This window comes from Pseudomonas sp. 2,4-D (assembly GCF_030418155.1).
GTDB classification, from domain to species: Bacteria; Pseudomonadota; Gammaproteobacteria; order Pseudomonadales; family Pseudomonadaceae; genus Aquipseudomonas; species Aquipseudomonas alloputida.
Genome location: NZ_JAUHUI010000030.1, coordinates 1 through 19,823 on the forward strand (window position 1 = coordinate 1; position 19,823 = coordinate 19,823).

Here is a 19,823-nt window from a genome sequence, read left to right on the forward strand (position 1 = left end):
ATGGGGCAGAGCTGTTACCGGCGGCATCCACCAGACGCACATCGAGTGCTTCACCATTGGCCTGGGCAGGCGACAGGAAGAGGCTGAACAGGCCGTCGGCACCGACGACACCGGTGCCAATCAGGTTGCCGCCAGCATCGCGCACCTGCACGGTAGCGCCGGGCTCTCCGCGACCGGTGAAGGTGACGCCATCGGCCAGGGCCAGGTCGGTCGGTTGTTCAGGGGCTGTAGTATCAGGGGTGTCGACGTCCGGTGCCGTGATGTTGGCAACTGGCGAGCTATTGCCTGCCGCATCTGCGGCGCTGACCTCCAGGGCCTGGCCGTCGCTTTGTGGCGGTTGCAGGGTAATGCTGAACTGGCCGTCCGCACCGGCCACCGCAGTGCCCAGCAACACGCCACCAGCGCCTTGCACGGAAACCGTCGAGCCGGGCTCGGCACGGCCGGTGAGGGTGGTGCCCTGTTCATTGATAGCCAGGTCGGTCGGCGCCAGTGGTGCAGTTGCGTCCGGCGCAGTGACAGTGCCAGGCGCCGAGACATTGCCGGCGGCGTCGGTCAGGGTGACATCAAGGTTTTCGCTGTTGATCTGCGGCGCATTCAACGTCACGTTGAAGTTGCCGTCGGCACCCACTGTCCCGCTGCCGATCAGGTTGCCGGCGGCGTCGCGGATGTTCACCGTGGTGCCTGCTTCGCCACGGCCCGTCAGACGCAAGCCATCCGGCGAAACCAGCAGGTCGATCGGTGTGGCCGGTGCGCTGGTGTCGGGGTCGGAACCGCCGCTGCTGCCCCCGCCTCCATTGTCCGCCGCTGCTGCTGCACCGCCCACGCCGAGCAGGCTGAGCCCGGCAATCGCCCAAGTTGGCATGGCGCTGCCTGCAGTACCGATGCCTGCGACCAGTTCGTCCAGCGAGGCCACTTCTTCGAAGGTGAAACCGGTGAAAGCTGCCGCATCGTACTGGGCATGCCACAGGGTGCCGTCTTCGCCGACGAAGACCATATCGCTGCCGACCCCGGCCTGGTCCACGGCGAAGAAGTTACCGATGGTGACCTTTTCCCCCGACTTCAGGGTGACGATCAGGTCCTGCCCGCGCTGGGTGACCGTTGCCACTTTGTCTGGAGATACCGGTATCTGCACGACGCTTGGTGCTTTGAGATTGATATTGCCCCAGGCGCTCTGAGTGGCGACTTCGGATTGCTTATCGGCGACGACGATGTTGTCCATGGATGCTCCCTGCTGATATCCGGATCCCCCGGCCCGCGTGTTCGGGCCATAACCGGCGTAACAGAGCCCTGTCAGGGGTCTTACGCACAGCCTCGACCAGGCAGTCGACAAACGGGTGGTTAGGGAGATATAGCAGCCGGTGGGGAAGCAACCAGATGGCTTTCTGGGTTAATCCTTTGGTAGAACAGCCTCAGCGAAGCCCTAGCCTGCGGGCCAAACGGCTCAGGTTTGCGCGGTCCAGACCGAGTTCGCGAGCTGCTGCTGCCCAGTTGTCCTGATGCCGCTGCAGGCAGGCTTCGATCAGCTGTCGCTGGTAAATATCGACGGCTTCACGCAATCCGCCTTCAGGCGGGGTGACCACTTGCAGCGCTTCAGTGGGGGAGGGCAGCGTGCCTGACGTGGCTGCCGACACACGCAGGTCCAGGTCGATGGCTTCGAGGGTGAGGATACGTGGCCGATCAGGGTGCTGGCCTAGCGCCTTGAGTGCCGAGCGGCCGATCAGGTGTTCCAGTTCGCGCACATTGCCTGGCCAGTCGTAGGCGATCAGCGCGGCTTGGGCCTCATGGCTCAGGCGCAGGCTGTTCAGGCCAAGCCGTGAACGGTTCTGTTCGAGGAAGTAGCCCGCTAATAGCAGCACGTCTCGCCCACGTTCGCGCAACGGTGGCACGTGCAGCGGGTATACGCTGAGGCGGTGATAGAAGTCGGCGCGGAAGTTGCCCGTACGCACCTCGGCAGCCAGGTCGCGGTTGGTCGCGGCGATCAGGCGCACGTCCACCCTGTGCTCGCGGTCCGAACCCAGGCGCTGCAGTTGGCCGCTTTGCAGCACGCGTAACAGCTTGGCCTGGACCGTCAGCGGCAGTTCGCCCACTTCGTCGAGGAACAGTGTGCCGCCGTTGGCCAGTTCGAACTTGCCGCGGCGCTCGCCATGCGCGCCGGTGAAGGCGCCGCGCACATGACCGAACAGTTCGCTTTCCACCAAGGTGTCGGGTAGGGCGGCGCAGTTGAGGCTGATCAGCGGCTTGTCGGCGCGGCTACTGGCCCGGTGCAGGGCCTGGGCCACCAGCTCCTTGCCGACCCCGGTTTCGCCGGTGATCAGCACGGTCAGGTCGCTGCTGCCGACCAGACGGATTTCCTCCACCAGACGTTTGTGCGCCGCGCTCTGGCCAATCAGCTCTCTATCCTGGCCGCTGGCCTGGCGGTAGAGCTCGGCGCGATGGTGTTCGTCTTCGGCACGCAGGGCTAGGTGTTCGATACGCTCGGCCACGGTAACGGTGGCGGCAGCCAGGCTGGCAAAGGCCTGCAGGGCATCCAGCTCCAGGCTCTGGAACTGCCCGGGGGTGAGGGCGTCGAGGGTGACCAGGCCCCATGGGCGCTCATCGACCATCAACGGGCAGCCCATGCAGTCGTGCACTTCAAGGTCGGCATCGGGGGCATTGACCAACCCATCGTAGGGGTCGGGCAGTTCGGAGTCGCTGGCGAAACGGGTAGGTTCCGGGCGGCTGAGCAGTACCTGGAAACGCGGGTGCTCGCTGACCCGAAAGCGCCGGCCAAGGGTGTCGGGGCTAAGGCCATCCACTGCCAGCGGCACCAGCCATTCACCATCCAGTCGCAGCAGTGCTGCAGCATCGCACGGCAGCAGGCCACGCATGGCTTGCAACAGGCGGCGGTAGCGTTCCTGGTCGGGCAAATCGCGGGACAGGTCGCTGACCAGGGGCAGGAGGGTGGTGAGCAGTGGCTGTGTAGTCATATGGACTCCTATGGGTCGATATGACTATACGCAGGGGTGGGTCGTTTTGACATGACCTGCATCAAACCCGTGATTTTGCTGGCGATAAAAGTTGGCACGATTGCTGTAATGGCAGGGGCAGTCATTTGAAGCCACAGGCTCAGGAGTTGTTGCAATGCTCAATGCCGAACAACGTGCAATCATCAAGGCCACTGTACCTCTGCTGGAAAGCGGCGGTGAAGCGCTGACCACCCACTTCTACAAGATGATGCTCAGCGAGTACCCCGAGGTACGGCCGCTGTTCAACCAGGCCCACCAGGCCAGCGGCGATCAGCCGCGTGCGCTGGCTAATGGCGTGTTGATGTATGCCCGCCATATCGACCAGCTGGAGCAACTGGGCGGTCTGGTTGGGCAGATCATCAACAAGCATGTTGCCCTGCAGATTCTGCCGGAGCACTACCCGATTGTCGGAAGCTGCCTGCTGCGCGCCATCGAGGAAGTGCTGGGCAAGGACATTGCCACCCCTGCGGTGATCGACGCGTGGGGCGCGGCCTATGGCCAGCTGGCCGACATTCTGATTGGCGCTGAAGAAAACCTCTATAAAGAGAAGGAAGAGGCCGAGGGTGGCTGGCGCGGTACCCGTGAATTCCGCCTGGTACGCCGCGAGCAGGAAAGCAGCGAGATCGTTTCGTTCTACTTCGCCCCGGTGGATGGCATGCCGGTGCTCAAGGCAGAACCTGGCCAGTACATCGGTCTGAAACTTGACATTGACGGTGCCGAGCAGCGCCGCAACTATTCCCTGTCGGCGCTGTGCGACGGCAAGGAATACCGCATTAGCGTCAAGCGCGAGGCGGGCGGCAAGGTCTCCAACTACCTGCACGATGAGCTGGTGGTGGGCGATACCCTGAAACTGTTCCCGCCTGCGGGTGACTTCACCCTGGCAGCCAGCGACAAGCCGCTGGTGCTGATCAGCGGAGGGGTGGGCATTACCCCGACCCTGGCGATGCTGCAGGCAGCACTGCAAACCCGGCGCGAGGTGCATTTCATCCACTGTGCGCGTAATGGCGCGGTGCATGCCTTCCGGGACTGGATCGATGGCCTGGCGGCGCGCCATCCACAGCTCAAGCGCTTCTACTGCTATGCCGAGCCAGAAGGTGGCGCTGCGGCCGACGCCGTGGGTTTGCTCAGTGAAGACCTGCTTGCCGAGTGGCTGCCGCAGGAGCGTGACGTGGACGCCTACTTCCTCGGGCCGAAGGGCTTCATGGCGGCGGTAAAGCGCCAACTGAAGGGCCTGGGTGTGCCGGAGCAGCAGAGCCGCTACGAGTTCTTCGGGCCGGCGGCAGCGCTGGAGTGATGTAGCGCCTGTGCCGGCCTCTTCGCGGGCAAGCCCGCTCCCACAGGTATTGCACCGGTCTTGAATGGGGTGCCGTCTCTGTAGGAGCGGGTTTACCCGCGAAGGGGCCGGTACAGGCTTATAAAGTACTCGTCCCCCCGCTGCAGCACACCTTTCTGCCTATATATAAAGGAAAGATGAAACCGGGCGCTGCGCTTTCATCCTTAATCATCCTTTAATCACGGTATCCTTCACTCCCGGGTGTCGAGGGGCTTGCCCCTGCGCGGCACCTGGGCAGCCGTTTTTTTGCCGCCTGGCGTTGAACCGACGTCGTTGCGGCCGGTCTCAGCCACACTGGATAGCCCTGCGCAGTGCTTCCGCGACGCTCCCTCGGCATGCTCACAGGCCATGCCCAGCGTGTAGACTTGCGCCCAGGCAGGCGGACCACGCTGCCACTATCCATCGAAGGAACCGGCAATGAACGAACAAACATCGCGCCTGAATCGGGAACGGCGCTTTCTGGTGCTGTTGGGGCTGATCTGCCTTTCACTGATCGGCGGCGCCCTCTACATGCAGGTGGTGCTAGGCGAGGCACCCTGCCCGCTGTGCATCCTGCAGCGTTATGCGTTGCTGTTCATTGCCCTTTTTGCCTTCATCGCTGCGGCGATGCCTGGGCGCCGCAGCCTGACCTTCTTCGAGGCATTGGTGGTGCTCAGTGCCATTGGCGGAATCGTTGCGGCTGGCAACCATGTGTATATACTCGCCAACCCCATGGTCAGTTGCGGTATCGATACCCTGCAGCCGATCGTGGATGACCTGCCACTGGCAAAACTGTGGCCACTGGCGTTTCAGGTCGACGGCTTCTGCAGTACGCCTTACCCGCCGATCCTCGGCCTGTCGCTGGCGCAATGGGCACTTGTTGCCTTCGTGCTGACCGCCGTCCTGGTTCCGCTCGGTATCTACCGCAATCGACGCCAGGCTTAGACAAAAGTCCCGAATTGCATGGGGTCTTTTGCACCGCATGAGAAGAGGGAAAAGTTGCGCACCGCTTGATCCAGATCAACCCGTAGGCCTTGCAGAATGCGGCTTTGAGGCCTAGCAAGCGGGGTGCGACAAACTGTCGCGAAGTTGAATTATTGAGCAGCATTGTTGCGGATTCTGTAAAAGACTGTTGCTCAATAAGTCATAGTCAAGGGTTGGCGACCTATCTACAATCGCCCCCAATTTCCGTTCGGCACTGCTTGCGAGTCGCAGGATTGAAGGAAGCCCCAGCGCTCCTTTTTGCTGACTTCGTCAAGTTTCGCCCAACGGCGATACCGGGCGGACACCCCTCCGCGTTTTCCCGCACCAAATGGACTTGGTCTGAAGTACAGGCCTGTTGCCTACGAAACCATAAGCACCGCTAACCCGCTTGAAGCCAAGGTCCTGCAGTCGGACCCCAGGCAGGAGCGAGTACGGGCGCGAAATGCCTCACTTGGCAGGACGAAGTGTTGGCTACCAAAACACAAATTGCATTGAAGCAAGCTGATCTAGAGGTCGTGAGATGAGTAAAAAGCGTTACCCCAGACTGTTTGGCATATTGCCCTTTTTAGGCATGCTTTTACTCAGTGGGTGCAACTGGACCCTGCTCGACCCGAAGGGCCAGGTCGGCATTGAGCAAAAGAACCTGATCCTGATCGCTACCGGCCTGATGCTGCTGGTGGTAATCCCTGTGATCATCATGACCCTGGCGTTCGCCTGGAAGTACCGTGCTTCCAACAAGGCAGCCACCTACACCCCTGACTGGTCGCACTCGACCAAGATCGAGGCCGCGGTATGGATCATCCCGATCCTGATCATCATCGCCCTGGGTTACGTCACCTACCACTCCACCCACAAGCTGGACCCTTATCGTCCGCTGGATTCGGACGTTAAGCCGATTCAGATCGACGTGGTCGCGCTGGACTGGAAGTGGCTGTTCATCTACCCGGAGCAGGGCATTGCCACGGTCAACAAGATCGTCTTCCCGGCTAACACTCCGGTCAACTTCCGCGTCACTTCCGACGCCGTGATGAACTCGTTCTTCATCCCGGGCCTGGGCGGCCAGATCTACGCCATGGCCGGCATGACCACCAAGCTGCACCTGATCGCCAACGAAAACGGCGAATTCGACGGTATCAGCGCCAACTACAGCGGTGCTGGCTTCACCGGCATGAAATTCAAGGCTACTGCCACCTCTCAGGAAGACTTCGACAAGTGGGTCGCTGAAGTCAAGCAGTCGCCGAAGAAGCTGGACAAGGCCGAATACGACGCCTTGGCCAAACCAAGCGAAAACAACCCGGTCGCGCTGTATAGCGAGGCTTCGCCTGAGCAGTTCCAGCTGATCGTCGACAAGTACGAAGGCATGAACCGCGGTCGTAGCCACGAAGAAGCAGGCAGCAAAGATCTGGCCACAACCAAGGGTGTGGAATCGAGTATGCAACCAGCTGCCGGTGCAGAGGAGTAAGAGATGTTCGGTAAATTAAGCCTGGAGGCGATACCCTATCACGAGCCGATAGTCATGGTGACGCTTGCCATGATCGCGCTCGGCGGTATCGCTGTCGTCGGTCTTATCACCTATTTCCGCAAGTGGACCTACTTGTGGAGCGAGTGGCTGACTACTGTCGACCACAAAAAGATCGGCGTGATGTACATCATCGTCGCGATGGTCATGCTGCTGCGCGGCTTTGCCGACGCCATCATGATGCGTACCCAGCTGGCTGCCGCAACCGGCGGCTCCGAAGGCTATCTGCCGCCTGAACACTATGACCAGATCTTCACCGCTCACGGTGTGATCATGATCATCTTCATGGCGATGCCGTTCTTCACCGGCCTGATGAACCTGGCGGTTCCTCTGCAGATCGGTGCACGTGACGTTGCCTTCCCGTTCCTGAACTCCCTGAGCTTCTACCTGCTGCTGGCAGGCGTGCTGCTGGTCAACATCTCGCTGGGCGTTGGTGAATTCGCCAAGACCGGCTGGGTTGCCTATCCGCCGCTCGCGGGCATTCAGTACAGCCCTGGGGTGGGTGTCGACTACTACATCTGGGCGCTACAGCTATCCGGATTGGGTACGACGCTTACCGGCGTGAACTTCCTCGTCACCGTGATGAAGATGCGCGCACCTGGCATGAAACTGATGGACATGCCGATCTTCACCTGGACCTGCACCTGGGCCAACGTGCTGATCGTCGCTTCGTTCCCGATTCTGACTGCTGCACTCGCTCTTCTGACTGTTGACCGTTATCTGGACTTCCACATCTTCACCAACGAGCTTGGTGGGAACCCGATGATGTACGTCAACCTGTTCTGGGCGTGGGGTCACCCTGAGGTTTACATCCTGATCCTGCCGGCCTTCGGCGTGTTCTCGGAAGTCACTTCGACGTTCTCTGGCAAACGCCTGTTCGGCCACCACTCGATGATTTACGCATCGGGCGCGATCGCCATCCTCGGCTTTGCTGTATGGCTGCACCACTTCTTCACCATGGGTGCCGGCGCCAGCGTCAACACCTTCTTCGGCCTGGCGACGATGCTGATCTCCATTCCGACCGGTGTGAAGCTGTTCAACTGGCTGTTCACCATGTACCAAGGCCGTGTGCGCTTCACCGCACCGATGCTCTGGACCCTGGGCTTCATGGTCACCTTCTCCATCGGTGGCATGACCGGCGTACTGCTGGCCGTTCCGGGTGCTGACTTCGTCCTGCACAACAGCCTGTTCGTAATTGCGCACTTCCACAACGTGATCATCGGTGGCGCGGTATTCGGCTACATCGCCGGTTTCGCCTTCTGGTTCCCGAAAGCCTTCGGCTTCACCCTGAACGAGAAGTGGGGCAAAGCTGCCTTCTGGTTCTGGCTGTCGGGCTTCTACGTTGCGTTCATGCCGCTGTACGCCCTGGGCTTCATGGGCATGACCCGTCGTCTGAACCACTCCGACAACCCACTGTGGGAACCCTACCTGTACGTAGCCGTTGTCGGCGCCGTGCTGATCCTGTTCGGTATCGCTTGCCAGCTGATCCAGATCGTCGTTTCGGTCCGCGACCGCAAGCAGAACCTGGACGTGACCGGCGACCCATGGGGCGGCCGTACCCTGGAATGGTCGACTTCTTCGCCACCTCCGTTCTACAACTTCGCTCACATGCCTGAGAAAGTTGGCCTGGACTGCTGGCACGAAGCCAAGGAAGCAGGCGTTGCGTACAAGGCCCCGGCCAAGTACGAAGCCATTCACATGCCGAGCAACACCGCTACCGGTCTGTTCATGGGCCTGTTCCTGACCGTCTTCGGCTTCGCCTTCATCTGGCACATCTGGTGGCTGGTTGGCGCGAGCCTGGTTGCAACCATCGCTGTCTTCGTTCGCCACGCTGCACGTGACGACCAGGGCTACATGGTTCCGGCCGAAGAAGTGGCGCGCATCGAAGGCGAGCGTATGAAAGCGCTGGCCAAAGCAGGTGCTCTGCCTGCCGGCGCACGTGTCGAATCGTTTGAGCGGGTGTAATCAATGTCCAGTCAAGTAATGCACGGCGCTGCTCATGGTCACGACCATGGGCACGACGACCACCACCACGACTCGGGCCAGATGACCGTACTGGGCTTCTGGCTGTACCTGATGACCGACTGCATCCTGTTTGCGTCGCTCTTCGCCACCTACGCGGTGCTGTCCGGCAGTTTTGCCGGCGGCCCGTCGGGTCATGACATCTTCCAGCTCGATTTCGTAGCTGTTGAAACGCTGCTCCTGCTGCTGTCCTCGATCACCTTCGGCTTCGCCATGCTGAAGATGTTCGATGGCAAGAAAGCTGGCGTACTGGGCTGGTTGGCTGTGACCTTCCTGTTCGGTGCAGGCTTCATCGCGATGGAAATCTATGAGTTCCATCACCTGATCAGCGAGGGCTTCGGCCCGCAGCGCAGTGGCTTCCTGTCGGGCTTCTTCGCCCTGGTAGGTACCCACGGTCTGCACGTGACTGCTGGTCTGATCTGGATGGCAATCATGATGTACCAGATCAACAAGCACGGCATCACGCCGACCGCCAAGACCCGCATGAGCTGCCTGAGCCTGTTCTGGCACTTCCTGGACGTGGTCTGGATCTGCGTATTCACCGTCGTTTACCTGCTGGGGGTTCTGTAATGGCTAACGCACACGACACTCATCACGAAGGTAATCACGGCAGCGTCAAGTCGTACATGATCGGTTTTGTACTGTCGATCATCCTGACTGCGATTCCATTCGGCCTGGCCATGACCGCCAGCCTGCCGAAGAACCTGACCGTTCTGATCATTGTTGCCATGGCCGTGATCCAGGTAGTTGTTCACCTGGTTTACTTCCTGCACATGGACCGCTCGAAAGAGCAACGCAACAACGTTTCGACGTTCCTGTTCACCACCCTGGTGATCGCTCTGCTTGTCGGCCTGTCGCTGTGGATCATGTTCAGCATCCACTTCGAAATGTTGGCCAAGTGAGGTAAGACTGCATGTCCGTTAAGCACTTTATCCAAATCACCAAACCGGGGATCATTTTCGGTAACGTGCTTTCCGTGGCAGGCGGTTTCTTCCTTGCCTCGAAGGGCCATGTGGATTTCGCCCTGTTCCTGGCGGTGGTGATCGGTACTTCGCTGGTGGTTGCGTCCGGATGCGTGTTCAACAACTGCATCGACCGTGACATCGACCACAAGATGGAGCGCACCAAGAACCGTGTCATGGTTCAGGGCGGCATGTCGCTGCCCCTCGCGCTGATCTACGCCACCCTGCTCGGGGTGGCGGGTTTCAGCCTGCTGTATGTCCAGGCCAACCCGCTGTCTGCGTTCTGCGCACTGATTGGCTTTGTCGTCTACGTCGGTTTCTACAGCCTGTGGCTGAAGCGTAAATCGGTGCACGGCACCTTGGTTGGCAGCCTGTCGGGTGCCATGCCTCCGGTGATCGGTTACTGCGCCGTGAGCAACAGCTTCGACCTGGCTGCGGTAACCCTGCTGGTGATGTTCAGCCTTTGGCAAATGCCGCACAGCTTTGCCATCGCGATCTTCCGCTTCAAGGATTACAGCGCTGCCAACATTCCGGTTCTGCCGGTGGCACGTGGCATCCTCGCGGCGAAAAAGCAGATCGTGCTGTACGTGCTGGCCTTCGTGCTCGCCACCCTTATGCTTACCCTCGGCGGTTACGCCGGCCTCGGCTACCTGGCTGTGGCCGCTGCCATGGGCCTGTACTGGCTGTACATGGCCTGGGGTGGTTACAAGGCTGAGGACGACAGCAAGTGGGCCCGCAAGGTGTTCGGCTTCTCCATCCTTACCGTCACTGCATTGAGTGTGATGATGGGAGTGGACAGCCAGACCGCTGCGGACGTGCTGATGACCTACGCACGCTGAAACTGCTGCCTGTTTCACGAAAACCCCGGCCACTGTGCCGGGGTTTTTTTTTGGTGTTTTTCCTGTGCTGGCCTGTTCGCGGGTAAACCCGCTCCTACAAGGTTCCTGTAGGGGCGGGTTTACCCGCGAAGAGGCCAGCACAGGAAAATATAAATCTCTGATTTTCAAACAATAGATCTGAAAAGATCTAACAAAACAGGAAATTATCCTTTACAAGGATCCTGTTTCGGCACTATCTTCTGATTCAGGCCGCCACATCGGCCAACGTCGCTCGGACGGTTCCGGGCGCTTACGTACTCAGAGGAAGCCATGGCCAACCCAGGTTCGCCGCGCCGCTTTGCGCGCATCGATCGTCTCCCCCCCTACGTCTTCAACATCACCGCCGAGCTCAAGATGGCTGCCCGCCGTCGTGGCGAGGACATCATCGACCTGAGCATGGGCAACCCCGATGGCGCCACCCCGCCGCACATCGTCGAGAAGCTGGTACAGGTCGCCCAGCGTGAAGACACCCACGGCTACTCCACCTCTCGCGGCATCCCGCGCCTGCGCCGAGCAATCTCCAACTGGTACAAGGACCGCTACGAGGTCGACATCGACCCGGAAAGCGAAGCCATCGTCACCATCGGCTCGAAAGAGGGCTTGGCCCACCTGATGCTGGCCACCCTCGACCAGGGCGACACGGTGCTGGTGCCCAACCCCAGCTACCCGATCCACATCTACGGCGCAGTGATTGCCGGTGCCCAGGTGCGTTCGGTGCCGCTGGTGCCGGGAGTGGACTTCTTCAACGAGCTTGAGCGGGCCATTCGCGAGTCCATCCCCAAGCCGAAGATGATGATCCTGGGCTTCCCGTCCAACCCGACCGCCCAGTGCGTGGAGCTGGACTTCTTCGAGCGCGTGGTGGCCCTGGCCAAGCAGTACAACGTACTGGTGGTGCATGACCTGGCCTATGCCGATATCGTCTACGACGGCTGGAAAGCCCCGTCGATCATGCAGGTGCCGGGTGCCAAGGACATTGCGGTGGAGTTCTTCACCCTCTCCAAGAGCTACAACATGGCCGGCTGGCGCATCGGCTTCATGGTCGGCAACCCCGAGTTGGTCAGCGCCCTGGCGCGGATCAAGAGCTACCACGACTATGGCACCTTCACCCCGCTACAGGTCGCAGCCATTGCCGCGTTGGAAGGCGACCAACAGTGCGTGCGCGACATTGCCGAGCAGTATCGCCAGCGCCGTAACCTGCTGGTCAAAGGGCTGCACGAACTGGGCTGGATGGTCGAGAACCCCAAGGCGTCGATGTACGTGTGGGCGAAGATCCCGCCGGAGTATGCGCACCTGGGTTCGCTGGAGTTCTCCAAGAAGCTGCTGGCCGAGGCCAAGGTCTGCGTGTCGCCGGGGATCGGTTTCGGTGACTATGGGGACGACCATGTGCGCTTTGCGTTGATCGAGAACCAAGACCGTATTCGCCAGGCCATCCGCGGGATCCGGCAAATGTTCCGGGCTGATGGTTTGGCTCGCAAGTAAGCCCATTGGGGCTGCGAAGCAGCCCCAACTGCCTCTTGGGTGAGCTTTCCGCCTGCCTGCGGGTTACCCCTACGCCTACCTTCAGCACTCATTTCTCACCAAAGAGATACCCCATGAGTGTCTTCACCGCCTACTTCTGCGGCACTGGCTCGCACCGTTTCGACGACGCCAATCCCAACTTCTGGAATGGCGAGCTGGTCTCGACCCTGGCCAGCAACGACCAGAGCCGGGAATTTGCCCACTGGATCGCCGTCGACGGCCCAGGCAGCGGCAACCTTCAGGATGACAACCTGTTCGTCGAACCCGGCGGCTATTTCAACTGGACCGGCCAGCTGTTTGGCCGCGGCTGGGAGGAGAACGTCAACCATGTGCTGCAGGTCATCAAAGGTGAAAGCAGCTGGCGGCGCACCAAACTCAGTGAGCAAGAATACGAGCGGCTGAAAGCTGCCGGCGTGCCGATTCCGGATGTGTCTTCCTCCGCCTCATGGTTCTGGCGAACCTACGACTACGGCGATCGCCACCCAACCCCGCAGGAACTGCAGGAGCGCATCATCAGCATGTTCCGCAAGCCGCGCCTGCCAACCCAGGTCAACCTGGTGGGCTGGAGCAGGGGAGGGATCAGCTGCCACATGCTGGCCAATGCCATGGCGCAAGACCCTGTATTGCGGGGCATACCGGTGAACATATTTGCCATCGACCCGGTGCCTGGCGTCGGTAACGTACAGGGCGAGCGCGTAACCTTGGCGGATAACGTCAAAGAGTACGTAGGCTTCTACTCAAGGGATGAGCGTTCCAAAGGATTTGCCTGCGTGATCCCTTCGGTCGCCAAAGGGACAAGGATATGCGTTTATCCGATGCCGGGTCGCCATGCCACGCTGGTGGGCAATGCCTCGGCTGATGGCGCAGGCGATGGCAAGGTGCTGGCTGAACCTGGGCTGATCGTTCGCCACTTTGCCGAGGTTTGCCTGACCCGCTGGGGCGTGCACCTGGACAAACGTCTGGCCTTGAGCAGCAGCCAGTTGATGAAGTATCACCAGGTCATGGCGGCCGCCGACAGGCAGTATCAGGCCATGCGCAGTAAGTCTTACACGGTACTCACCGAGGGCGATGAGAACGATCGTCTGGTGCATTGTGGTGAGGCGCATACTCAATTCAGCAAGGTGCAGGGAGGTGGCTACGAGCCGAGCGCAGGCCTGGGTTTGCAACGCTGGGATGCTGAAACTTACCAGCCCATCTGCTAACTGAAAGGGGGGCGGCCGGCAAAGGCTCTGGTCGTCCTTGTTCAGCAGCCGGATCAGCGGCATTTTTTTTTGCAGTCCCCCTCTATCCAGCGGCCCCTGCTTGGATTAAAAATGGCGCCGCGGGCCAGCCCCGATAACAACAACCTTCCCTCCGTGACATCATGTCTGAATATAACCCTTGCCTTGACTGCGGCGCCTGCTGCGGGTACTTCCGTGTGTCCTTCTTCTGGGGCGAATGCCAGTCTGCCGGGGGCGTTGTGCCGGACGACCTGGTGGTGCAGATCAACCCCACCCGCGTTGCCATGATCGGCACCGATGCCAAGCCTTGCCGCTGTGTCAGCCTTCAGGGCGAGATCGGAAAGGAAGTGGCCTGTACCATTTACGCCAACCGTTCCAGCCCGTGCCGCGAGTTTGATGCGTCGTGGGAGGGTGGGGTGCATAACCCGAGCTGTGATGATGCGCGGGCGGCGTATGGTTTGCCGCCGCTGACCCCGCCAGAGGCCAACGAGCCGCATTGGCCGGATGATGGGGCTGAGGTGGCCTGAGCGTATTCCGTTAGCCTGTGCCCGCCCTATGTCGGCTAGCCAGCCGACAGGTACTGCACAGAGCACAGGTATTGTGGGGGCGCTGTGTGGAGCTGGTTGGCCGGTGATAGGGCCATCAGGTTGCAGACAGACACATGAAATTGAATGGTCAGTATCTATATGTGTGTAAAGGCTCGCAAGTTCCTGTTACCGGTAATGGAACGGCCGGATGGTGGCCCGGGTCGGTTCGGGTAATCGGATATCTGCTTGTGCGGTTTGGGCGCTAGCGGGCAACGGAGCGATATTCTCTTTGGCGTCCCTCCGAAACTCTTGGCTTTCGGCAACAATACGGCGCAGGGCATTGATCACGCTTTGCTCAGAAGCAGAGTGCTGCTCCATCAACGTCTTGTAGTGTGTGGCTTGCTGTGAGTTTTGCTTAGCAGCTTGCAGATGCTGCGTTACTGATGCATCAGTTGTTGAAGCGTGGGCTGCCGTGATGGATTCCTGCATGGCCCGACGGAATCGTAGGTATTTTCTAGACGCATCGTATTTAAGCCTATTGAATCGTTGCGCTAACTGGGAAGTGTTCTCAGCGTTTCGCTCAAAGATTTCAAGCGTAACGCGAGTCGGGTTGCCTGAATGGGTGGGGGGGCGATTCGCGTTCGCGTTGATTCGCTTCAACGGTTTCCGATGCTGACCGGTGGGGTCGGTGAAATTTATGGGGTCGCCAGAGCAGTAACAGTAACAATTCACTCCCCCTTGCAAGAAGGGGCTTTGTAAATCAGGTGAGTAAAATCTCATTATTGTCGGGCTGAAGGCGCGATGGCCGTTACCAAGCGAATATAGCCCGGTTAGCTTATCGAGGTATTCTCCGTTGAAAAAGAGCATGGTTGAAACTTGCAGCGCGTACGAGGTAAATCCGTAGGGACTGTAATTCATTGGATGCTCCCGCTGCAGGTTTAAATCGATTAATTGCTTGATACGGTATGAGTTCCCAAAACTGGTCCTCTTAAAAAAAGAATGCAACTGGCATTTCTATCAGGTTTCGGTGTGACCAGACCCTGCTCCGGTTGACTTCTGGACGAGCAATGGTGAAACGAGCGGATGCTTCAGTGCGTTACTTGACGTTAAACTGTCATCTCCCCAGCAATGGACAGGAGATCCGGCGTGACCCCACCCCGCAGTTTCCCCAGTGACCTCTGCCTCGACAGCCCACGCCTGCAACTGCGCCCCATGCGCCATGCCGATGCCGCGCAGTGGCTGGCGATCATGGCCGACCCCGAGGTCATGCGCTATTGGCACCATGCACCCTGGCAAGACCTGGCTGAAGCCGAGAGCGCCCTGGCCGCCGACCGCGAAGCCTATGCCAATGGCGACCAACTCAAGCTCGGCATGTACCGCCGCGACAACGGCGAACTGATCGGCATGGTCCAGATGTTCAACATCGACGACATTTCCCGCCGTGGCGAAATAGGCTACTGCCTGGCCAGCGCCGTGCAGGGCAGGGGCTACATGGACGAGGCTCTGACCTGCTTCATCGACTACCTCGCCCACACCCTGCACATGCGCCGCCTGGAAGGCGAAATCGATCCGCGCAACCAAGGCTCGGCACGCACCCTTGAGCGGCAGGGCTTCGTGCTGGAGGGCACCTTGCGGGCGCGATGGTGCGTGGCGGGTGAGCTGTCCGACTCTGGCATTTACGGCTTGTTGCTCGAACCACCTGTTGCATAGTCTTACGGCGAATAGCTACTATTCGGGAACAATTCTCACTTGTGTCCCGGTGCCCCATGCCCGTAGCCGACTCACCGAGCCCGTACCCGCTTGAACAGCTGTACAGCGAGCACCATGGCTGGCTTTTCAGCTGGCTACGTCGCAAGCTGCGTTGTTCGCACAGCGCAGCCGACCTGGCCCAGGACACCTTCGTGCGCATCCTGGCCTCGCGTGATGCCTTGCTGGGTATGCGCGAGCCACGCGCCTACCTCAGTACCACTGCACGCCGCCTGTTGATCGACCGGGTGCGCCGACAGCAAATCGAAGAGGCCTACCTCAGCGAACTTGCCTTGGCTGCCGAGGCCCTGGAGGGGCACCAATCTCCCGAAAGCGTCCTCATCACCCTCGAAGCGCTGGAGCAGATCGCTTTCCTGCTGGAAGGCCTGCACGTGAATGCTCGCGAGGCCTTCGTCGGTTACTACCTGGACGACCTGACCCAGCCTCAGATTGCCAAACGCCTGCAGATTTCCCCACGCATGGTGCGCAAGTACCTGGCCCAGGCCCTGATCCATTGCCACCGCACGCTGGACATTGCCGAACCGTGAATCCCTCGCGTATCGAACAGGAAGCTGCCGAATGGGCCCTGTGCCTGGGCGAGGGTGAACTGGATGCCGACGAGGCGCGCGAGTTCGACGCCTGGCTGCAGGCCGACCCACGCCACGGCGCCACCTTGCGCCGCATGCAAGGGGTGATCAGCCAGGTGCAGGCACTGCGCGAGCAACGCGGACCGGTGGGCGCCGGGCTGCGCGCCGGCGCACAGGTTTCGGCTTCAGGCTCGGGTGCACGGCGCACTTTGCTCGGTTTGGCCCTGGCAATCTCCTTGCTGGGCACACTGAGCCTTTCCGGTGGAGCGCCGCGCGACTGGCTGGCCGACTTGCATACCGCGCCGGCGGAGTGGCGCAGCCAAACCTTGGAAGATGGCTCGCAGCTGACCTTGGCGGGCAACTCTGCCGTGGATGTCGAGTTCAGCACTGGCGAGCGGCGCATCCGCCTGCTGCATGGCCAGGTGCTGGTAGATGTCAGCCATGACCCGACGCGACCCTTCGTGATACAGACCGACGAAGGCAGCTTCAAGGCTCTGGGGACGCGCTTCGTGGTCAGCCAAGGCCACGCTCGCAGCGAGCTGACCATGCTTGAGTCCCGGGTCGAGGCGCGCACTGCCGTGTCCGGCGATCAGTTGGTCGTCGGCCCGGGCGAGCGGGCATGGGTGGCGCGTGACGGGCTTGGCCCGTTGCCGGCCATCGAACCGGCGCGGGTCGATCGAGCCTGGCAGCATCACCAGTTGGTGGCCGACGGCGTACCGCTCGACCAGGTGCTCGATGCCTTGGCTGAGCAACGCCGTGGCGTGCTGCGCTTCGACCGCCAGGCAATGCAGGCGATCAGGGTGTCGGCGGTATTGCCTCTGGATGACAGCGAAAGGGCCCTGCGCCTGCTGGCCGAGGCGCTGCCGATTCGTATCGGCGGCGTTGGCCGCTGGTGGACCACGGTCGAACCCGTCTCACGAGAAAATTGATCCAGGTGGTTCCGCTTCTGCGAAGTGGCCCGTCAGACAAGAGGCCAACCGATCAAGAACAAGGAGCCGATCCACCATGCGCCGATTCCCTGGCCACCCCGTCCTCAGCCCGCTAGCCCTGGCCTTGCGCCTTTCCTGTGCCGGGCTGGCCCTATCCGTTGCGGCCCTGCCAGCCGTCGCCGAGGAGGCCGCCCGCCGTAGCTTCGAAGTGCCCGCTGGCAACCTCGCCCAGGCGCTTGGCAGCTATGCCCAGCAAGCCGCCGTGTCGCTGGCCTTTACCCCTGAAGCACTGGCCGGCCTGCAAAGCAACGGCCTGCATGGCCTGTATTCGGTGGACAGCGGTTTTGCCGTGTTGCTGGCCGGCAGTGGCTACCGGGTAGAGCGTAGCGATAACGGCTACCGGCTGGTGGCCGAGCCGCAAGCGGCGGTGAGCAGTGAGGCGATGGAACTTGGCGTGACCACAGTAGCCGGGCAGGGCATGGGCCAGAGTACCGAGAACACCGGCTCCTACGCACCGGGCCTGATCAGCGTTGGCTCCAAGACCCCGACCAGCCTGCGCCAGACGCCGCAATCGGTGTCGACCGTGACCCGCCAGCTGATTGAAGACCAGCAACTGACCGACATCAACCAGGCGATGAAAGTGACGCCGGGCATCGTCACCCAGAGCACCACCTTCCGCACCCAGGACTTCATCTCGCGTGGTTTCAGTATCCAGAACCTGCAGATCGACGGCGCTGCACCGCAGGCGCTGGGCACCGCCATGGGTTCGTTCTATTCGTCGAACATCTTCGAACTGGCCGAGTTCGACCACATCGAGGTACTGCGTGGTACTGCTGCGTTGTATGGTGGCTCGGGTGACCCGGGTGGCATCATCAATATGGTGCGCAAGCGGCCGACTTCCTTTAACCAGCTGAAGCTGACCCTGTCGGCCGGTAGCTGGGACAACTACCGCCAGGAGTTCGACCTGTCCGGCCCGCTGGGCTGGGATGGCCGCGTGCGCGGTCGCCTGGTGATGTCCAACACCGATCGCCAGTATTTCACCGACAACCGCGCCACCGAGCGGCCGTTGGTGTATGGCGTGCTGGAGGCGGACGTTACGGACGACACCATGCTCACCTTCGGTGCTCGCTACAACAAATCCCACGAAACCGGCAGCAATAGCGCGGTGCCGCGCTACAGCAATGGTGCGGACCTGAACCTGCCACGGCATACCGGCCTGACCAAGAATTGGGCCTACCTCGACGCCACCGCGCGCGAGTACTTCGCCAAGGTGGACCACCGATTCAACGACGACTGGAAGCTCAACCTCAGCTACACCAACACTTGGGACCTTGGGCTGTTCAAGACGGCGACCACCTTGAATGCAGTAGACCCGGTAACCAATACCGGGGCGACCTGGTACGGCACCTCGACCCGCCAGGAGAATGAGCAGCATCTGTATGACGGTAACGTCTCTGGCCACTTCCAGGCCTTTGGTCTGGACCATGAAGTGGTCTTCGGTGCCGACTACCAGAAGATCGACAGCCGGTGGCTGGGCACTGCGCCTTATGCCGCCTCGGGCGCGCCGGCCAACGTATTCGACCCCGACAGCTCAGCGTTCGACGACCCCGGCAACGGGCGTGACTACAAGCGCGACTACAGCCCCAACTCGCAACGCCAGTACGGCCTGTACGGCAGCCTGCGTTTGCAGCTGGCTGAACCCCTGCACCTGATTGTTGGGGCGCGTGCACAGCGTTTCCACTTTTGGCAGACCTACACCAACAACCTGACCTCGCCAGCAAGTATCTCCAGCCCGGAGCAGCGTATAGGCACGAAGGTCACCCCGTTCGGTGGCCTGGTCTACGACCTTGACGATCAATGGTCGACATACGTCAGCTATTCGGAAATCTACAAACCGCAGTCCAGCCGAATCAGCGGCCCTGCGCAAAGCGGTTCGCCGCTTGAGCCCATGACCGGCAAAACCTACGAAACCGGCCTCAAGGGTGAGTTGTTCAACGGCGCACTCAACGCCAGCGTGGCGCTGTACTACAGCACCCGCGAAAACGAAGCGGTGCAAGACCCGAACTTCCTGGCCACCAACGCCGGTTTCTCGGGCAGCTGCTGCTATGTGTCCAACGGTAAGGTGGTGAGCAAGGGCATCGACATGGAGCTGTCTGGCGAGCTGCTGCCGGACTGGATGCTGGTGGGGGGCTACACCTTCAACCTGAACCGCAATCGCAGCGCCGATGCACCGCTGAGCACGGTGATGCCAAAGCACCTGTTCAAGCTGTACAGCACCTACCGGCTGCCGGGTATCCTCAGCGACTTCAAGGTTGGCGGCGGCGTGCAGGTGCAAAGCGCCACGTACATGAGCGGTACAGTGAATCGCTACGACAGCAGCGGCGCGCTGGTTGAGCGAAACGTACCGTTCGACTTCGACCAGAGCGGCTATGCGATCTGGAACGCGTTGGTCGAATACCGTGTCGATGATCACTGGAACGTCACGCTCAACGGCAACAACCTGTTCGACAAGAAGTACTACGAAACCGTGGGTACTTCGACCTATGGCAACTACTATGGTGAACCACGCAACTTCATGGTGACCCTGCGCGGCACCTATTGAGGGTTTGGAAGC

The 19,823-nt window shown here is 60.7% G+C and carries 17 protein-coding genes; 14 read left to right on the plus strand and 3 right to left on the minus strand.

The window, feature by feature from the left end; genetic code table 11:
- A partial coding sequence (locus QYE47_RS19190) for an Ig-like domain-containing protein (protein ID WP_301159101.1) occupies nucleotides 1–1,219 on the minus strand: 1,219 nt, incomplete at its 3' end.
- Between the two features lie 190 nt (nucleotides 1,220–1,409).
- Nucleotides 1,410–2,966: a nitric oxide reductase transcriptional regulator NorR gene (norR, locus tag QYE47_RS19195; protein WP_070383477.1), complete on the minus strand. Its 1,557-nt coding sequence runs from the start codon at nucleotides 2,964–2,966 to the stop codon at nucleotides 1,410–1,412.
- A 154-nt stretch (nucleotides 2,967–3,120) separates the two neighbouring features.
- On the opposite strand from norR, the gene hmpA reads away from it, so the two are divergent.
- From hmpA to QYE47_RS19245, 10 genes are all read left to right on the plus strand, one after another.
- Nucleotides 3,121–4,299, plus strand: coding sequence for an NO-inducible flavohemoprotein (gene hmpA / locus QYE47_RS19200; RefSeq protein ID WP_012051223.1), 1,179 nt, complete (start codon nucleotides 3,121–3,123; stop codon nucleotides 4,297–4,299).
- A gap of 456 nt (nucleotides 4,300–4,755) precedes the next feature.
- Nucleotides 4,756–5,262, plus strand: coding sequence for a disulfide bond formation protein B (locus QYE47_RS19205; protein WP_014589725.1), 507 nt, complete (start codon nucleotides 4,756–4,758; stop codon nucleotides 5,260–5,262).
- Nucleotides 5,263–5,821: 559 nt separating this feature from the next.
- Nucleotides 5,822–6,763, plus strand: coding sequence for a ubiquinol oxidase subunit II (cyoA, locus tag QYE47_RS19210; protein WP_003248605.1), 942 nt, complete (start codon nucleotides 5,822–5,824; stop codon nucleotides 6,761–6,763).
- Between the two features lie 3 nt (nucleotides 6,764–6,766).
- Nucleotides 6,767–8,785 (plus strand): cytochrome o ubiquinol oxidase subunit I, encoded by a 2,019-nt coding sequence (gene cyoB, locus QYE47_RS19215; protein ID WP_014589727.1) that lies wholly within the window; start codon nucleotides 6,767–6,769, stop codon nucleotides 8,783–8,785.
- Between the two features lie 3 nt (nucleotides 8,786–8,788).
- Nucleotides 8,789–9,412 carry a cytochrome o ubiquinol oxidase subunit III gene (cyoC, locus tag QYE47_RS19220; protein ID WP_019436939.1) on the plus strand — a complete coding sequence of 208 codons (624 nt, stop codon included), beginning with the start codon at nucleotides 8,789–8,791 and terminating at the stop codon, nucleotides 9,410–9,412.
- On the plus strand, nucleotides 9,412–9,744 hold the full coding sequence (gene cyoD / locus QYE47_RS19225) for a cytochrome o ubiquinol oxidase subunit IV (RefSeq protein WP_003248599.1): 333 nt from the start codon (nucleotides 9,412–9,414) through the stop codon (nucleotides 9,742–9,744). Before cyoC ends, cyoD begins: the two co-directional genes overlap by 1 nt.
- Before the next feature lie 11 nt (nucleotides 9,745–9,755).
- Entirely contained in the window at nucleotides 9,756–10,643 is an 888-nt protein-coding gene (cyoE, locus tag QYE47_RS19230; RefSeq protein ID WP_003248596.1) for a heme o synthase, read from the plus strand.
- Between the two features lie 309 nt (nucleotides 10,644–10,952).
- Nucleotides 10,953–12,161: an alanine transaminase gene (gene alaC / locus QYE47_RS19235; protein WP_004576357.1), complete on the plus strand. Its 1,209-nt coding sequence runs from the start codon at nucleotides 10,953–10,955 to the stop codon at nucleotides 12,159–12,161.
- Nucleotides 12,162–12,274: 113 nt separating this feature from the next.
- Entirely contained in the window at nucleotides 12,275–13,402 is a 1,128-nt protein-coding gene (locus QYE47_RS19240; protein ID WP_014589729.1) for a hypothetical protein, read from the plus strand.
- 161 nt (nucleotides 13,403–13,563) lie between these two features.
- Nucleotides 13,564–13,947, plus strand: coding sequence for a YkgJ family cysteine cluster protein (locus QYE47_RS19245; protein WP_003248590.1), 384 nt, complete (start codon nucleotides 13,564–13,566; stop codon nucleotides 13,945–13,947).
- Nucleotides 13,948–14,133: 186 nt separating this feature from the next.
- On the opposite strand, the gene QYE47_RS19250 is transcribed toward QYE47_RS19245, so the two are convergent.
- Complete coding sequence (locus QYE47_RS19250; protein WP_041166845.1) at nucleotides 14,134–14,865, minus strand: RHS repeat-associated core domain-containing protein; 732 nt, start codon at nucleotides 14,863–14,865, stop codon at nucleotides 14,134–14,136.
- A 228-nt stretch (nucleotides 14,866–15,093) separates the two neighbouring features.
- Between QYE47_RS19250 and QYE47_RS19255 the strand changes: the two genes are divergently transcribed.
- The 4 genes from QYE47_RS19255 (at nucleotide 15,094) to QYE47_RS19270 (ending at nucleotide 19,811) form a co-directional block, all read left to right on the plus strand.
- A complete protein-coding gene (locus QYE47_RS19255) occupies nucleotides 15,094–15,657 on the plus strand; it encodes a GNAT family N-acetyltransferase (protein WP_014589731.1) in 564 nt (187 codons plus the stop codon).
- Between the two features lie 56 nt (nucleotides 15,658–15,713).
- Nucleotides 15,714–16,241: a sigma-70 family RNA polymerase sigma factor gene (locus QYE47_RS19260; protein ID WP_014589732.1), complete on the plus strand. Its 528-nt coding sequence runs from the start codon at nucleotides 15,714–15,716 to the stop codon at nucleotides 16,239–16,241.
- Complete coding sequence (locus QYE47_RS19265; protein WP_014589733.1) at nucleotides 16,238–17,209, plus strand: FecR domain-containing protein; 972 nt, start codon at nucleotides 16,238–16,240, stop codon at nucleotides 17,207–17,209. Before QYE47_RS19260 ends, QYE47_RS19265 begins: the two co-directional genes overlap by 4 nt.
- Nucleotides 17,210–17,285: 76 nt before the next feature.
- Nucleotides 17,286–19,811, plus strand: a complete 2,526-nt coding sequence (locus QYE47_RS19270; RefSeq protein WP_070383478.1) for a TonB-dependent receptor — start codon at nucleotides 17,286–17,288, stop codon at nucleotides 19,809–19,811.
- Nucleotides 19,812–19,823 lie beyond the last annotated feature (12 nt).

Bases quoted from the DNA above. Each gene is read 5' to 3' on its own strand.
- norR (WP_070383477.1), bottom strand. From the start codon at position 2,966: ATGACTACACAGCCACTGCTCACCACCCTCCTGCCCCTGGTCAGCGAC.
- hmpA (WP_012051223.1), top strand. From the start codon at position 3,121: ATGCTCAATGCCGAACAACGTGCAATCATCAAGGCCACTGTACCTCTG.
- QYE47_RS19205 (WP_014589725.1), top strand. From the start codon at position 4,756: ATGAACGAACAAACATCGCGCCTGAATCGGGAACGGCGCTTTCTGGTG.
- cyoA (WP_003248605.1), top strand. From the start codon at position 5,822: ATGAGTAAAAAGCGTTACCCCAGACTGTTTGGCATATTGCCCTTTTTA.
- cyoB (WP_014589727.1), top strand. From the start codon at position 6,767: ATGTTCGGTAAATTAAGCCTGGAGGCGATACCCTATCACGAGCCGATA.
- cyoC (WP_019436939.1), top strand. From the start codon at position 8,789: ATGTCCAGTCAAGTAATGCACGGCGCTGCTCATGGTCACGACCATGGG.
- cyoD (WP_003248599.1), top strand. From the start codon at position 9,412: ATGGCTAACGCACACGACACTCATCACGAAGGTAATCACGGCAGCGTC.
- cyoE (WP_003248596.1), top strand. From the start codon at position 9,756: ATGTCCGTTAAGCACTTTATCCAAATCACCAAACCGGGGATCATTTTC.
- alaC (WP_004576357.1), top strand. From the start codon at position 10,953: ATGGCCAACCCAGGTTCGCCGCGCCGCTTTGCGCGCATCGATCGTCTC.
- QYE47_RS19240 (WP_014589729.1), top strand. From the start codon at position 12,275: ATGAGTGTCTTCACCGCCTACTTCTGCGGCACTGGCTCGCACCGTTTC.
- QYE47_RS19245 (WP_003248590.1), top strand. From the start codon at position 13,564: ATGTCTGAATATAACCCTTGCCTTGACTGCGGCGCCTGCTGCGGGTAC.
- QYE47_RS19250 (WP_041166845.1), bottom strand. From the start codon at position 14,865: ATGAATTACAGTCCCTACGGATTTACCTCGTACGCGCTGCAAGTTTCA.
- QYE47_RS19260 (WP_014589732.1), top strand. From the start codon at position 15,714: ATGCCCGTAGCCGACTCACCGAGCCCGTACCCGCTTGAACAGCTGTAC.
- QYE47_RS19270 (WP_070383478.1), top strand. From the start codon at position 17,286: ATGCGCCGATTCCCTGGCCACCCCGTCCTCAGCCCGCTAGCCCTGGCC.